The organism is Burkholderia sp. AU33423 (assembly GCF_002223135.1).
Taxonomy (GTDB): domain Bacteria; phylum Pseudomonadota; class Gammaproteobacteria; order Burkholderiales; family Burkholderiaceae; genus Burkholderia; species Burkholderia lata_D.
The window spans coordinates 305,442-320,130 of the sequence record NZ_NKFH01000007.1 but is presented as its reverse complement, the minus strand read 5'-3'; the positions used below and the strand labels follow the sequence as shown (position 1 = coordinate 320,130).

The window sequence follows — 14,689 nt, the reverse complement described above, 5'->3', positions numbered from 1 at the left end:
TGCGTCGCGGCATGCGCGGCGACCGGCGAAGCGTGAACGCATCCACGTCCGGTCAGCCTGCATGTTTCAGCCGCCAATTTGTTTAGGGAAACGAGTAATTCCGATCATTGCAATCGGCAGCGTCAATCGATCCTCGGGCGTCCTGTCAGGCCCGCCGGACGGGCCTCGCGGCCGATTTTCCGAGCCCGTTCAAGGCGCCGCGCGGGCGGCGACGCGATCTCGCGCGGCGCTTGCCCGGCCGGCCTCGAACCGTCGGGCCGCGCCCCCGTTTCGACTGTCGAAACGGCCTGTCGCGACCCCATTGGCGAACCCGATCCCATCCATCGAAATTACTCGCTTTCGATTCCTGTTCGGCTTGGGAAGAATGCGCGGTGTCATCGGAGGAGACACGACCCGACGCTGCCGGTTGCCGCGCCGCCGCGCGCGCTGCATCGGGTCGCCCCGGATGACGGGGCGCGCCTCGCCGGACGCGCTCACGACAACCGATACCAGCTGGATATCCCGGAGATCTCAATGAAAAAGACCCTGACGGCGCTCGCCGTAACTGCAACCTTCGCGGCCCCCGTGTTCGCGCAAAGCAGCGTCACGCTGTACGGCGTGATCGACGAAGGCCTGAACTACACGAACAACGTCGGCACCGGCCACGTCTACGAAATGGCGAGCGGCTACGCGCAGGGCAGCCGCTGGGGCCTGAAGGGCAGCGAGGATCTCGGCGGCGGCATGAAGGCCATCTTCCAGCTCGAAAACGGCTTCGACGTGAACAGCGGCCGGCTCAACCAGGGCGGCCGCATGTTCGGCCGCCAGGCGTACGTCGGCCTGAGCCAGACGCAGTACGGCACGCTGACGTTCGGCCGCCAGTACGACTCCGTCGTCGACTATCTCGCGCCGACCACGGCCAACGGTAACTGGGGCGGCTACCTGCTCGCGCACCCGTTCGACAACGACAACACCGACAACTCGTTCCGCCTCGACAACACGGTGAAGTACGCGAGCCCGAACTTCGGCGGCTTCCAGTTCGGCGGCGCATACAGCTTCAGCAACAGCACGAACTTCTCGGACAACCGTGCGTACAGCTTCGGCGCGCAGTACCAGAACAACGGCCTGCTGATCGGCGCCGCGTACCTGCAGGCGAACCGCCCGGGCGACGGCTCGGCCGGCGCGATCACCACGAACGACGCGAGCTACATCGCCGAGCGCATGCGCGTGTTCGGCGCGGGCATCAACTACACGTTCGGCCAGGCGACGGTCGGCTTCGCGTACACGAACTCGAACTACAAGAACCCGACCGGCAACGGCTACCTCGGCACGCCGGGCGCGATCATCGCCCCGGGCGCGACGGTCAGCGCGATCAAGTACCAGAACTTCGAGGTGAGTGGCTCGTATCAGGTCACCCCGGCGTTCATGGTCGGCGCGCAATACGTGCTGTCGCTCGAGAAGTACGACGCATCGACCGGCAACGCGAAGCCGAAGATCCATTCGGCCGGGCTGATGGCCGACTACAACCTGTCGAAGCGCACCGACGTGTACGTGCAGGCCGCGTACCAGCACATCGCCGGCGACAAGACGAACTCGATCCTCGACAACGCGTTCATCCCCGGTACCGACGCGCCGTCGTCGACGTCGAACCAGGTGGCCGTGCGCGTCGCGCTGCGCCACAAGTTCTGATGTAACCCGGTTCTCCGTTCTTCACGCGACACCCGCGCGGGTCTGCCCGAGGTGTCTTTGCCCGCCCGCAAGCGCCAGCCTGCCGGCGGGCTTTTTCGTGGTTCCTCGCCGGATTCCGGTGTGCGTGCGCGACAGCCGCTACCGCGTCGAGCCGGACCCACGCGTTCGACGGCCTCACGAAAATCCACGACAATCGTTTCCAGCCTTTCATGTCCGTCGGGGCCTGTCTCGATCCCATGCCCGCGCCGATACGTTCGCAGGGCTTGCGCTGCCCATGTGGCAGCGCATCCCGTGCCGCGTTCGGGTCGATCGCAGACGCACCGCTTGCGGGATGAAGGACGTTCGCGCTTGCGCAGTGCTCACAATAGTTAGCAATTCCGCGTCAAGCCGGCCGATATCATCTGCCTGTCACCACCGGGGCGGTAGCGGCATCGGCAATCCGACGGCCTCGCGCCGCAAAGAGCCCAAACGGCTCGACTTACACAACACATCGGGGGCTACTGCAATGGACCGTAACGAAAACCAAAAATCGCACGGTGCCGCCGGTTTCTGGCGACGAACCGCCGCCTTTTCGATCGATTCAATCCTTCTCGGATTGATCGGGCTAGCGATCGCAATCCTGTTCTTCGATGCCCTTTCGACGATTGGCGAATGGGGAAGAATGATCGGCTTCCTGATCGGTTCCATTTACTTTGGCCTGCTCGAGGGCGGGAGTCGACACCAATCGCTCGGCAAGCGGGTGATGCAGATCCGTGTTGCCGACAGCACCGCCCCTGACGGACCCGGTCCCGGGTACCTCCGCGCGTGGGCACGGTACGCGCTGATCGCCGTTCCGCTGATACTCGGCGGCATCGCCTTTATCGACCTGCCCGCGCTTCACGAGCCGGGCACGGAATGGCTCGCCACCGCAAACGGCGCGGTCATGTTCTTCTGGGGCATGGCGTTGCTGTATCTGCTCGTGTTCAACCGGCCGAGCCGCCAGACCGTACAGGATCTGCTCACCGCCAGCAGGGTCGTGCGTGTCGCGACCTCCGTCGAGGAGGCCGCTCCGGTTGGCCGGAAGCACTGGGCGATCCTGGCTGCCCTTGGCCTGCTTCTGTTCGCCGGCAGTCGTTTTGCCGCAACGCGGCTGATCGATGACGATCGCATGGCCGATATCCGGCAGATCCAGCGGGCAGCATCCACCGTTCCGGGCGTGATCCAGAGCGGCGTCTGGATCGGCAACATGCGTGTGGTCGGCCCGGCGGACCAGACGCCAAAGGCGATCGCCACCATCACCGTGCTCTCGAACACGCCGACACTGCTGAACAAGGCCGGGGCGACCGCTGTTGCACACGCAGCGCTTTCCGCATCGGCCTGGCTGCGAAAACAGGATCTCGTCAACGTGGTCAGCGTCCGCGCGGTCAATCTTGGCATTGCGACGTGGCGAAACCAGTTTTTCATGGGTCGCTCGCCCGCAGACTGGGCCGCGACCGCCGCCACCGGGTCGACGTGAGGACGCATGCGTGACCGCATCTCACTCCGTTGCGCCATGCTAGTCCGCCGGACGAAAGCGAACGGGCGCACAGCGGATGCAACGATGCCGACGCCAGCGCACGCGGCCAGCGATTCCGGCGCGTGCAGGCCCATGCGGAACGCTTATCGGGCGTCGAGTCGTCAGATCGCGGCGCCACCTGAACACGATCGAACGCCCGTCCATACAGACAATGGAGCATCCTGAATGAGTGACATCAGCATCGACCTGCCGATCTGGGTCATCCCGGTCCTTTACGGCGCCATCTACTGGCCGGTGACGCTTTTTTTCGGATCCCTCAGCCTGTATGTCGGCCTGACTCGCCTGCACGGCATCCGTCGCATTGCCTTCATCCTCATCGCGCTCCCGCTCATCGCCGTTGCGTGCCTCGGGATCTATTACGCCGTTGCCGGATATTGATCAACGGCGCATTGCCCCGTGACTGCACGACGTCCCCGGATATCCGGGTTCGATCGTGTCATCCCGTGTCATGAACCGCCTGCCGCCCCGTCAACCGTGACAGGTCGACAGCCAGCCATCCGTCGATACACTGTGTGCCACCCCATCCGAAGGAGTGTCACTTGAAGCACTGGCGCCGCGCGCTGTTCACCTTCGCCGCCGGCCTTCTGGCCGCCGCGACTTCCCATGCCCGCCCGATCTGCACCGTCGTCGCCGATGCCGCCACCGGCCAGATGCTCGTACAGCAAGGCGACTGCGCGACCCGTGTGACGCCGGCGTCGACGTTCAAGGTCGCCATCAGCCTGATGGGCTTCGATGCGGGTGTGTTGAAAGACGAGCACACACCGACGCTCGACTTCCACGCCGGCTACCCCGACTGGGGTGGCGCCCCGTGGCGCGAGCCGACCGACCCCGCGCGCTGGATGAAGCTGTCGATCTTCTGGTACTCGCAGCAGGTCACGCAGGCGCTCGGGCAGGCGCGCTTCCAGCAGTACACGACCGCATTCGGCTACGGCAACGCGGACGCAACCAGTCCGACCGGCGAACTGAACGGCGTGATGGGGGCATGGGTCAACGCGTCGCTGCGCATCTCGCCGCTCGAACAGGTCGGCTTCATGCGCAAGATCGCGAACCGGACGCTGCCCGTCAGCGCGCACGCGTACGACATGACCGAGCGCATCACGCTGATCGACACGCAGCCCGACGGCTGGATCGTGCACGGCAAGACGGGCACCGGGTCGCCGGGGCGCAAGTACGACGCGTCGCACGCATACGGCTGGTTCGTCGGCTGGGCGGCCAAGGGGCCGCGCAAGGTCGCGTTCGCGTACCTGATCCAGGACGACGAGCGGCGGACGCCGAACGCCGGCCTGCGCGCACGCGATACGTTCCTGGCGACGGTTCCTGCCCTCGCCGAACCGGGCAAGCCGCAATGAGCACCGGCCCGCGCAACGCGCGGATCGACCTGCTGCGCGGCGTATCGATCGTGCTCGTGCTGCTGCACCACTTCAACATCCCCTACTCGCTGCGCGACACGTCGCTCGCACGCGCAATCGGCTGGGACACGGTGCATGCGATCGCGCGCAACGGCAACTACGGCGTGACGATGTTCTTCGTGATCTCCGGCTACCTGATCACGTCGAATGCGCGCCGCCGCTGGGGCAGCCTCGGCGCGGTCGACGTGCGTGCGTTCTACGTGTCGCGTATCGCGCGCATCGTCCCGTGCCTGCTCCTGCTGCTCGCGCTCGTCAACGGCCTCGCGGCGGCCGGCGTGCCGATCTTCCAGAACCATGCGCCGGAGGGCATCGCCGTGTCGTTCTGGCTCGTGAATCTCGCATCGCTGACGTTCTGGATGAACGTGCTGATCGGCGCGTACGGGTGGGTCAATTACGCGCTCGGCGTGCTGTGGTCGCTGTCGGTCGAAGAGGTGTTCTACCTGTCGTTTCCGCTGCTGTGCATCGCGTTGCGCCGCGATGCGCGGCTCGTCGCGTTCTGGGTGGTCGTCGCCGCGATCGGGCCCGTGTACCGCTTCACGCATGCCGGTGATGAAGGCGGGTTCCTCTATGCGTACTTCGCGTCGTTCGACGGGATCGCGATCGGCTGCTGCACCGCGCTGCTGGCCGAGCGCGCGAACGGGCAGCGGCTGGCCGCACCACTCGTGCAGTGGCTCGTCGCGGTAGCGATGGCCACGCTCTATCTGGCCTGGCCGATCGCGGAAAGCCATGTCGCCGGCGTCACCGCGATGGCGCTCGGCACGGCCGTGCTGCTGATCGGCGCGCACGTCAACGGCGAGCGCGTGCAGGGCCGCCTGCTTGCGCCGCTGGGCCGCGCCGGCAAGCTGAGCTACGAGCTGTACCTGTTCCACCTGATCGTGCTCGGCGGGCTGCGCACGTTCTGGCCGCCGTCGGCCACGCACGGCGACGTGAAGCTGCTGTTGCTGATTGCGTATCTGGTGTTATCGGCGGCGCTGAGCGCGGCGATCGCGCGCGGCTATGCGACACCGCTCGACCGCTTCATCAAGCGGGTCGCGTCGCGGCTCTCAACGCGCGTGCCGGACGGCGCGCGCTTCTAGCGCGTCATCGGCCGGCGCTGCCGGGTCGCCGGGAGAAGAAGAAAAAAATCGGCCAGGGCCCGGCCGTATCGCTTGACGACACCGGCCGGCCTGACCGCAAGCCCCGCGTACAGACGGTCGACATCGTCGATCAGTCGAGATAATCCGCGTATTCCTTGCGCGTATAGCTGGCGAGCGCCTGCCACGGCAACGTCTCGCGCCGCGCGGCCGGCGCCGGTGTCAGCGTCAGCTTGCGCACGACGCGGCCATCGGCGCTCCGGTATTCGACCGACAGCGGCGCCTGCAGCGTCTCGCTCCACAGGATCCGGTTCACGCCGCGCGCGCCGGGCGTGTCGACCGCCTGCTCGTACCAGCGGGTGCCGGGCACGTCGCCGCGCTTCGCCACCGCGAGCCGTTTCAACTGCGACGGCGGCGTGACGTAATACGCGTTGTCCCACGAGCCGTCGAAGCCCGTGGTTTCATACTCGGCCGGCGGCACGCTGACGACCGTCCGGCTCGCCGTGTCCACGTACTCGATGCGCGCCGTCTTGCCATCGTACGTCACGTGCCGCGCCGCCGCCTGGAAGTTGAAATGCTTGTGGCCCGCATGGGCGGCATGGGCAGAGGCCGGCTGCACGCCGGCACGTTGCGGCGTCTCGCGCGAACCACCCGCGTCGTGGTCATGATCATGGTCGTGATCACTACCGTGACCGCCCGCCGCCGCGACGGGCAGCACGCGCTCGACCCACACGTGCCCGTCGCGCCGCACCATCCGTTCGCGATACATCGTCGTGCGCGTCACGCCATCGGCCGACACCGCGCGGCTCTCGTGCACCAGCACCGCGTCGAGATCGGCCGCTGCAAGGGCCGGCAGCGTAATCCACCCGCAAGCGAGCGCGCAGAGAAGCTGACGTTTCATCGGGCGCTCCCGTTCCTCATGCAGTCAACGGATTCAGAAACCGAACGCCGAGCGCACGAGACCGAACACCTTCGTATTGTCGATCGTGCCCTTGAACGCCTTCGCGTCCGCGCCGTCGGCGAACAGCATCACGTCGCCGCCGCCGTGCGTCTCCGAGCCCGCGCTGCCCATCCGCACGCCCACTTCCTGCAGATACGCCTCGTTCGTCGCGGTGGCCGAATCGACCGACGCGCGCACGTTCGGCCGGTTCGCGCCGTTGCCGAACACCAGCGTCGTGTAGGTGTTGCCGTCGGCGTCCTTGCTCGGCTGGCCGTCGCGATAGTTGCGGCTGATGTCGAGAATCGGGTTGCCGCGCTTCGAATACCCGTTGATCGTCATCGTGTGGTCGTGGTCGGCCGTCACGACGATCAGCGTGTTCGACAGGTCGACCTTCGACAGCGCGACGCGGATCGCTTCGTCGAACGCCGCCGTGTCTTCCAGCGCGCGCTTCGCGTTGGTGCCGTGCAGCGCGTGATCGATCCGGCCGCCTTCGACCATCAGGAAGTAGCCGTTCGAATTTTTCGACAGCACGTCGATCGCCTTCGACGTCATCTCGGCGAGGCTCGGCTGCGTCGGCCCTTCGCCCTTGCCCGCGACGCGGTCGAGTTCGTACTCGAGGTGGCTCGTCGAACTGAAGAGACCGACCAGCTTGCCGTTGCCGGCCTGCGCGAGCTGATCCCGGGTCGCGACGACCGTGTAGCCCTTCGCCTTCATCTCGTTGAGCAGGTTGCGCCCGTCCGCGCGGCCGCGCTTGTTGGCCACCGGATCGAACGGCGTCCAGTGGTTGCGGCCGCCGCCCATCAGCACGTCGACGCCGTCGCCGAGCGCCGCGTTGTAGCCCGCGCCGCCCGGCGCCGCCTGCGCGGCGATGTCGTACTGTGCATCGCGATGGCAGATGTGCGAATAGGTCGCGGCGGGCGTCGCGTGCGTGAGTTCGGTCGTCGTGATCGCACCCACCGCCTTGCCGCGCGCCTTCGCGAGTTCCAGCAGCGTCGCGACCGGCTGGCCGTTGCCCGGCGCGCAGTTGTTGACGGTCTTGTTGCCGTTCGCGTCATTGCCCGGCGCGACCGCGCGCGTGTCGGACGACATCGACAGCACTTCGTTGTTCATCTTCACGCCGGTCATGTACGCGGCCATCGACGGTGCGCTGTCGGTCGTCTGCGCGTCGTTCGAGAAGGTCTTGACGCGCGCGGTGCGGGCCAGCTTCTCCATCGTCAGTTGTCCCGACTCACCGACCTTGTAGATCCGGCTCGCCGTCACCGTCGTCGGCCCCATGCCGTCGCCGAGAAAGAAAATCACGTTCTTCGCCTGGCCGGCGGCCTGCGCCGCGCCGCACGCGAAACCCGCGACGGCCAGCGCCGCCGCGATGCACTTGATGGTCGACATCCTGTATTCCCCTGTACCCGTATGGTCGGCGCTCACAGCTGCACCGCGTTGCGCACCAGCTCGAAGACCTTGTTGTTCTCGATCACGCCGTGGAACGCATCCGCGCCGCGGCCGATCGCACCTAGGAACACATCGGTGCCGCCATGCGTCTCGCTGCCCTTGTCCATGCGCACGACCGCCTCCTGGCGATAGTCGTCGGCGCCCGTCACCGCGTCGGTGAGCGCCGTGCCCGCGCGGCTGCCCTGCACGCGGTTCTCGCCGTTGCCGAAGCCGATGATCGTGTACGGCGCGCCGTCCGCGTCCTTCGCGACCGAGCCGGTCTGGTAGCTGCGTAGCACGCCGAGCACGCCGGGCTTGCCCGCCTCGGTCTTGCCGGTGCGCGCCGCATAGCCGTTCAGCACCAGCGTGTGGTCGTGGTCGGCCGTCACCACGATCAGCGTGTTCTTCAGGTCGGGATCGGTCTTGCGCACCTTGTCGATCGTGGCCTTGATCGCGTTGTCGAACGCGACCGTGTCCTGCAGCGCCCGCTTCGCATTGGTGTCGTGCAGCGCGTGGTCGATCCGGCCGCCTTCGACCATCAGGAAATAGCCGTTCGGATTCTTTTGCAGCACGTCGAGCGCGCGCGTCGCCATGTCGGTGAGGCTCGGCTCCTTGGTCGCGCCGCGATCGAGGTCGTAGCTCATGTGGCTCGACGAGAACAGGCCGACCAGCTTGCCGCCCTTCGTCGCGTCGGCGGCCAGCAAGTCGTCGCGGTTCTGCGCGACCGCATAACCTTTCGCCTTCAGTTCGTTGACCAGGTTGCGGCCGTCGGTGCGCTTGCCGCCGCCGTCCTTCGGCACGAAGAATTGCGTGCCGCCGCCGAGCACGACGTCGACGCCGTCGCCCAGCGCGCCGTTGTAGCCCGCGCCGCCCGGCACGAGTTGCGCGGCGATGTCGTTCTCGGCGTCGCGATGGCACACGTGCGCGTACGTCGCCGCGGGCGTGGCATGCGTGACGCGCGTGGTCGTCACGACACCGGTAGCCAGCCCCTTCGCCTTCGCGATCTCGAGCAGCGTCGTCGCCGATTTGCCGTTGTTCGCACCGCAGTTGCCGGTGAGGCTCGCGGTCGGCTCGATCGCCTTCGTGTCCGGCGACATCGAGATCACTTCGTTGTTGGTCTTGACGCCGGTCATGTACGCCGACATCGACGGCGCGCTGTCCGTCACCTGCGCATCGTTGGAATAGGTCTTCACGAACGCGGTTTCGGGCAGCGTGTCGATCGTGAGCGCGCCGTCTTCACCGACCGCATAGATGCGCGCGGCCGTCAGCGTCGTGATCCCCATGCCGTCGCCGAGGAAAAAGATCACGTTGCGCGCGGCCGCCTGCGCGGGGCCGGGCGCCGTGCTGGTCGGGCCGTCGTCGCTGCCGCATCCGGCCAGTGCAAAGGCGCCGGCACACAGCAGCGCCGCCAGTTTGATTCGATTCATGTCGCCGGTTCCCCCCGCCATTGATGCTTTCGAAATGAAAGGCGATGGTAGGAACCTGATGTGACGGCAATGTGAAGGGTGATTGGAAGGATTCGAAGGACTTATGAAAGACGAAGGCGGGGCGCCACGGTCGGGCGCCCCGCGCGCGGCGGCGTCATTCCGCGTGTTCGACGGTGACGCTGCGTACGGTCACGATGCGCGCAGGCGGTATGTTTGCCCACACGATCCGGCTACCGCAGGCAACAAATGCCGAGTCGCCGAGCGGATGACGGCCGGGGGGCCGCAGGTCGTACGTGAACTGAATCATCACGCCGTCGGCGGACAGCACGCGATGGCACTGATCGACGATCGCCGTCACGTCCTGACGCGGCAGCGTGCGCAGCGGCAGGCACGACACGATCGCGTCGACGCGCGCATCGGGCGGCAGCAGCCGCTCGAGCTGCCGCGCGTCGCCCGACACGATCGAGATGCCCGGAAAGCGTCGCCGCAGATGCTGGACGAACGCCGGCGAACGCTCGACCACCACGAGCCGCTGCGGCACGACGCCGCGTTCGAGCAACGCCGCGGTGATCGCGCCGGTACCGCCGCCGAGCTCGACGACCAACCCGTCGCCGTCCGGCACCGCGTCGGCCATCTCGCGCGCCAGCTGCCGCGAACTCGGGCACAACGCGCCCACCGCGGCCGGACGGCCGACCCACTCGCGCACGAACAGTGCCGAGACACGCCACGCGTTCGGCCACATCATCGGCGGGCCTCCGGCGCTTGCGCGGTCAGCGGCGGCGTGCCGATGACCGCGCGGAACTGGGCTACGGCGATACGGGTAGGGTTCATGCGCATCCTCCTGGGCGAATCGGTCCGTCGCTGTACACGCGACGGTCAATCGATTCTAGGAAACGCAAACTTAAGCTGACGTGAAGATTGACCCTGATTTGCCTGACCAATTCGTGCCGGATCAGCTGGCGCGCGCCCGGTCAGCGGTCGATGCGCTGCTGGAAATGCGCCGGATAACGCTCGCCGACGATCCGGATCTGCTGCAGTGCAGTATCGATCGCGGCGAGATCGTCGGCCGTCGGCATGCCCGCTCGCTCAACGCGTCGCGCGCATCAGGATGTTCGCGAACGGCAAGCCTTCGTCATCCTCGTCGCGCCGCGAAACCTCCTCGAAGCCGAGCCGTGCATAGAACGCGCGGGCATCGCGATTGTCGGCGTACACCTCGAGATCGAGCGCGCCCTTGAGCGCGAGCGCATGCTCGACCAGCGCGCGGCCGACCCCTTGGCCATGCGACGCCGGCGCGACGAACAATCCGCCGATTGAACCATCGAGCAGACCGATGAAGCCGACCGGTTCGCCGGCCCGGCACGCGACCCAGGTTTCCGCCTGGGGTAGATACACCGCCTCGATCAGCATGCGCTGTTCGCGCAGCCGCGCCTCGCCGAGAAACGGATGCGCGAGCAGCGATGCATCGAACCAGATGGCCGACAGCGTGTTCAGGTCGGATGCCTCGTAGGCGCGAATCTCGATTGCCATTTTCTTGTGTTGTTCAATGCGTGTTGAGGACGCGAACGCACCCCGGCACGTTCGTCGATGCGTTACGCCGCGCGCGCTGCCCGAAGCATCGCGCGCGGCACCGCATTACCGCAGGTTGGTTCTCGCGAGTTCGACGATCTCGTCGCCGCGTCCGCTGAGGATCGCGCGCAGCATGAACAGGCTGAAGCCCTTCGCATGCGCGAGTTCGATCTTCGGCGGCATCGCGAGCTCGTACTTCGACGTGACGACGTCGACGACCGCCGGCCCGTCATGCGCGAACGCCATGCGCAGCGCTTCTTCGACGTTCTCCGAATGCTCGACGCGCACGCTGAAGATGCCCGCGCCCTTCGCGATCGCCGCGAAGTCGGTCGGGCTCAGGTCGACGTTCGTGTCGAGATAGCCGGCCGCCTTCAGCTCCATCGACACGAAGCCGAGCAGGCTGTTGTTGTACACGACGATCTTGATCGGCAGCTTGAGCTGTCGCGCGGTCAGCAAATCGCCGAGCAGCATCGACAGCCCGCCGTCACCGGACAGCGACACCACCTGCCGCCCCGGATGCGCGCCCTGCGCGCCGAGCGCCTGCGGCATCGCGTTCGCCATCGACCCATGATTGAACGAGCCGTGCAGCTGGCGCTTGCCGTTCATCGTCAGGTAGCGCGCGGCCCATAGCGTCGGCGTGCCGACGTCGGCCGTGAAGATCGCGTCTTCCGCCGCGACTTCGTCGACGATCTTCGTCAGGTACTGCGGATGGATCGCGCGGCCCGGCGGCTCGGCCACCGCTAGATCGTCGAGCCCCTTGCGCGCCGCCGCATAGTGCTTCAGTGCATTTTCGAGGAAGCGCCGCTGCGTCTTGCGCGTGAGGCGCGGCAGCAACGCCGCAATCGTTTCCTTCACGGTGCCGACGAGGCCGAGCGCGAGCGGCGCGCGATGGCCGAGCTGCGAGCCCTTCCAGTCGATTTGCGCGATCTGCGCGTTCGACGGATAGAACGGCCGGTACGGGAAATCCGTGCCGAGCATCAGCAGCGTGTCGCACGATTCCATCGCGTGATAGCCCGAGCTGAAGCCGATCAGCCCCGTCATCCCGACATCGAACGGGTTGTCCCATTCGACGAACTGCTTGCCGCGCAGCGCATGCACGACCGGCGCGCCGAGCGTGTCGGCCAGCGCGACCACTTCATCGTGCGCGCCTTGCGTGCCGCTGCCGCACAGCAGCGTGACCGCGTCGGACGCATTGAGCAGCGCCGCGAGCCGGTCGAGATCCGCGTCAGCCGGCAGGATTGACGGTGGCGCCGCTTCGCTCCACGCCGGCGCCTCTTCCGGGCCGTCGCCGAGCGCGATGTCGCCCGGCAGCACGATCACCGCGACGCCGCGCTCATCGATCGCGGTGCGCATCGCGCGCGCGAGCACGCGCGGGAACTGTGATGCGTTCGTCACGAGTTCCGCGAAGTGGCTGCATTCGCGGAACAGCTCCTGCGGATGGGTTTCCTGGAAGTAGCCGAGGCCGATCTCGGTCGACGGAATGTGCGCGGCGATCGCGAGCACCGGCTGGTGATTGCGGTGGCAGTCGTAGAGGCCGTTGATCAGGTGCAGGTTGCCGGGGCCGCAGCTGCCCGCGCACACCGCGAGCCGACCGGTCGACGCGGCATCCGCGCCGGCCGCGAACGCGGCGCTTTCCTCGTGCCGCGTATGCATCCAGCGGATCGAGCCGATCTGGCTCAGGCTGAACGACAGGCCGTTCAGGCTGTCGCCCGTCACGCCCCAGATGCGCTCGACGCCCGCTGCCGCCAGCGTCTTCGCCAGATATTCCGCCATCGTCTGTTTTGCCATGCTGTCCTCGCTCGTTGATGGGTCGTCACACGAATGAATCGGCTGCGATGCCCGCCTTCGCCACCGAACGGACGAGCATACGCGATCGTTTCGTGCCGTGTCGTGAAGGTGCGACGCGCTTGCGCGCGTGTCGTTCGGTCCCTTTCGACGGCGTCGGGCAACTGTCGCGCATACGATCCGGCATTCGCCTACGAAGTCGCGACGATCATCGACTCGGGCATGCGCGAGATGGACGAGCAGCAGCGTGACGTGTTCTATTACGTAACCGTCACGAATGAAAACTACGCACAGCCGTCGATGCCCGACGACGATGCGGCCGCGCGACGCGACGGCATCCCTAAGAGGTCAGTTCAAAAACCCCGTGAGGGGGCTGTTTACTTCCTCGGCGAGCTGTTAACCTTGGGCACCAGAACAACGGAAGCCCAAGGATGGAAGCGCCGATCATTGACGACGAACTGTGGATACTGATCGAACCATTGCTGCCGCCCGCGAAGCCTCGTGCGAAGAGCGATCCTGGTCGTCCGCGCGTTTGCGATCGTGCGGCGCTCAACGGCATCCTGTTCGTGTTCAAAACGGGAATCCGCTGGAACCACTTGCCGACTCGGCTGGGCTTCGGCTCGGGCGCAACTTGCTGGCGGCGATTGAACGACTGGCAAAAGGCTGGTGTATGGGACCAACTGCACGAGTTGCTGCTCGACAAGTTGCGTGCGGCCGGCCAGATCGATCTGTCATACGCTGCGGTCGATTCGTCGTCCGTGCGCGCCGTTGGGGCGGGCGAAAAACTGGCCCGAACCCCACGGATCGTGCGCGACCCGGTTCCAAGCACCACATCCTCGTAGACGCCAACGGCGTTCCCGTCGTCGCGATCCTGACCGGCGCGAACGCCAACGACGTCACGCAGTTGCTGCCGCTCGTTGATGCAATTCCGCCGATTCGCGGTGTCCGTGGCCGACCACTTCAGAAGCCCGGCGTCGTCTACGCCGATCGCGGCTACGATTCCACACGACACCGACGTGCGCTGCGTGAGCGCGGCATCAGGCCCGTGATCGCGAAGCGCCGGACCGAACACGGCAGCGGGCTCGGCAAGTATCGTTGGGTGGTCGAGCGTACGCACTCCTGGCTCCATAATTTCCGTCGTCTACGCACGCGCTTCGAGCGACGTGCCGACATTCACGAAGCATTCTTGAAACTTGGCTGCTCGCTCGTCTGCTGGAACGTCTTCAGGCGAGCTGAGCAAGGTTTTTGAACTGGCCTCTAAGGGCATATATCGACTGCCGTTCGGTTCTAACGCAACGGCGCGTGCGCAATTGCTCGGCGCGGGCGCAATCCTCGGCGAAGTGCTCGCCACGCAGCGGATGCCGAAAGACGACTGGGGTATCGATGCGGCCTTTTGGAGCGGGACGAGTTTCAGTGAATTGCAGCGCGACAGGATGGCAGCCGAGCGGCTGTCGCGGCTCGGTGCGACGACGGACGAGCCCTATGTCATGCGAATGCTCGATGCAACGCAAGGCTCAGTGATCGCCGCGACCGACTACGTGCATGCTGTGCCCGAGCTGATCCGTGCGTACGTGTCGCGCCGCTACGTGATCGACTACGTGCATGCTGTGCCCGAGCTGATCCGTGCGTACGTGTCGCGCCGCTACGTGACGCTCGACACCGACGGGATCGGGCACAGCGACACGCGCGAAGCGCTGCGCGCGTTCTTCGAGGTCGATCGCGCGAGTATCGTGCTCGCCGCGCTGAAGGCGCTGACCGATGAAGGCGAAATCAATGCAGCCATCGTCCGCACTGTCCGCGAACGGCTCGGCAAGATCATGCAGCAGCCCGGCGCGCCGTGACAG

The 14,689-nt window shown here is 66.4% G+C and carries 13 protein-coding genes and 2 pseudogenes; 9 read left to right on the top strand and 6 right to left on the bottom strand.

Features of this window, described 5'->3' with window-relative positions:
* Positions 1-513: 513 nt before the first annotated feature.
* The 5 genes from CFB50_RS19895 to CFB50_RS19875 all read left to right on the top strand — a co-directional run bounded on the left by CFB50_RS19895 (position 514) and on the right by CFB50_RS19875 (position 5,705).
* Positions 514-1,665 carry a porin gene (locus CFB50_RS19895; RefSeq protein WP_069250602.1) on the top strand — a complete coding sequence of 384 codons (1,152 nt, stop codon included), beginning with the start codon at positions 514-516 and terminating at the stop codon, positions 1,663-1,665.
* Positions 1,666-2,170: 505 nt separating this feature from the next.
* Positions 2,171-3,160: an RDD family protein gene (locus CFB50_RS19890; protein WP_179254205.1), complete on the top strand. Its 990-nt coding sequence runs from the start codon at positions 2,171-2,173 to the stop codon at positions 3,158-3,160.
* 225 nt (positions 3,161-3,385) lie between these two features.
* Entirely contained in the window at positions 3,386-3,598 is a 213-nt protein-coding gene (locus CFB50_RS19885; protein ID WP_069250600.1) for a hypothetical protein, read from the top strand.
* Between the two features lie 161 nt (positions 3,599-3,759).
* On the top strand, positions 3,760-4,569 hold the full coding sequence (gene blaOXA / locus CFB50_RS19880) for an OXA-1043 family class D beta-lactamase (RefSeq protein ID WP_089446956.1): 810 nt from the start codon (positions 3,760-3,762) through the stop codon (positions 4,567-4,569).
* A complete protein-coding gene (locus CFB50_RS19875; RefSeq protein WP_089446955.1) occupies positions 4,566-5,705 on the top strand; it encodes an acyltransferase family protein in 1,140 nt (379 codons plus the stop codon). Before blaOXA ends, CFB50_RS19875 begins: the two co-directional genes overlap by 4 nt.
* A gap of 130 nt (positions 5,706-5,835) precedes the next feature.
* On the opposite strand, the gene CFB50_RS19870 is transcribed toward CFB50_RS19875, so the two are convergent.
* The 6 genes from CFB50_RS19870 to poxB form a co-directional block, all read right to left on the bottom strand.
* Positions 5,836-6,603, bottom strand: coding sequence for a hypothetical protein (locus CFB50_RS19870; protein WP_069250597.1), 768 nt, complete (start codon positions 6,601-6,603; stop codon positions 5,836-5,838).
* A 33-nt stretch (positions 6,604-6,636) separates the two neighbouring features.
* Positions 6,637-8,028 carry an alkaline phosphatase gene (locus CFB50_RS19865; RefSeq protein ID WP_069250596.1) on the bottom strand — a complete coding sequence of 464 codons (1,392 nt, stop codon included), beginning with the start codon at positions 8,026-8,028 and terminating at the stop codon, positions 6,637-6,639.
* Between the two features lie 32 nt (positions 8,029-8,060).
* Positions 8,061-9,494: an alkaline phosphatase gene (locus CFB50_RS19860; RefSeq protein ID WP_069250595.1), complete on the bottom strand. Its 1,434-nt coding sequence runs from the start codon at positions 9,492-9,494 to the stop codon at positions 8,061-8,063.
* Positions 9,495-9,648: 154 nt separating this feature from the next.
* Complete coding sequence (locus CFB50_RS19855) at positions 9,649-10,239, bottom strand: class I SAM-dependent methyltransferase (RefSeq protein ID WP_069250594.1); 591 nt, start codon at positions 10,237-10,239, stop codon at positions 9,649-9,651.
* A 341-nt stretch (positions 10,240-10,580) separates the two neighbouring features.
* Positions 10,581-11,021 carry a GNAT family N-acetyltransferase gene (locus tag CFB50_RS19850; RefSeq protein ID WP_089446954.1) on the bottom strand — a complete coding sequence of 147 codons (441 nt, stop codon included), beginning with the start codon at positions 11,019-11,021 and terminating at the stop codon, positions 10,581-10,583.
* 105 nt (positions 11,022-11,126) lie between these two features.
* Positions 11,127-12,848, bottom strand: a complete 1,722-nt coding sequence (poxB, locus tag CFB50_RS19845; protein ID WP_069250592.1) for a ubiquinone-dependent pyruvate dehydrogenase — start codon at positions 12,846-12,848, stop codon at positions 11,127-11,129.
* 159 nt (positions 12,849-13,007) lie between these two features.
* Here poxB and CFB50_RS39550 point away from each other — a divergent pair.
* From CFB50_RS39550 to CFB50_RS19830, 4 genes and pseudogenes are all read left to right on the top strand, one after another.
* Positions 13,008-13,190, top strand: a pseudogene (locus tag CFB50_RS39550) (hypothetical protein); the annotation flags it as partial.
* 86 nt (positions 13,191-13,276) lie between these two features.
* The gene (locus CFB50_RS40080; RefSeq protein WP_256978861.1) at positions 13,277-13,687 is read left to right on the top strand and encodes a transposase; all 411 of its coding nucleotides are present in this window, start codon (positions 13,277-13,279) and stop codon (positions 13,685-13,687) included.
* Positions 13,579-14,094: an IS5 family transposase gene (locus CFB50_RS40075; protein ID WP_256978984.1), complete on the top strand. Its 516-nt coding sequence runs from the start codon at positions 13,579-13,581 to the stop codon at positions 14,092-14,094. Before CFB50_RS40080 ends, CFB50_RS40075 begins: the two co-directional genes overlap by 109 nt.
* Positions 14,095-14,104: 10 nt before the next feature.
* A pseudogene (locus tag CFB50_RS19830) lies at positions 14,105-14,686 on the top strand (transketolase-like TK C-terminal-containing protein); the annotation flags it as partial.
* Between the last annotated feature and the right edge of the window lie 3 nt (positions 14,687-14,689).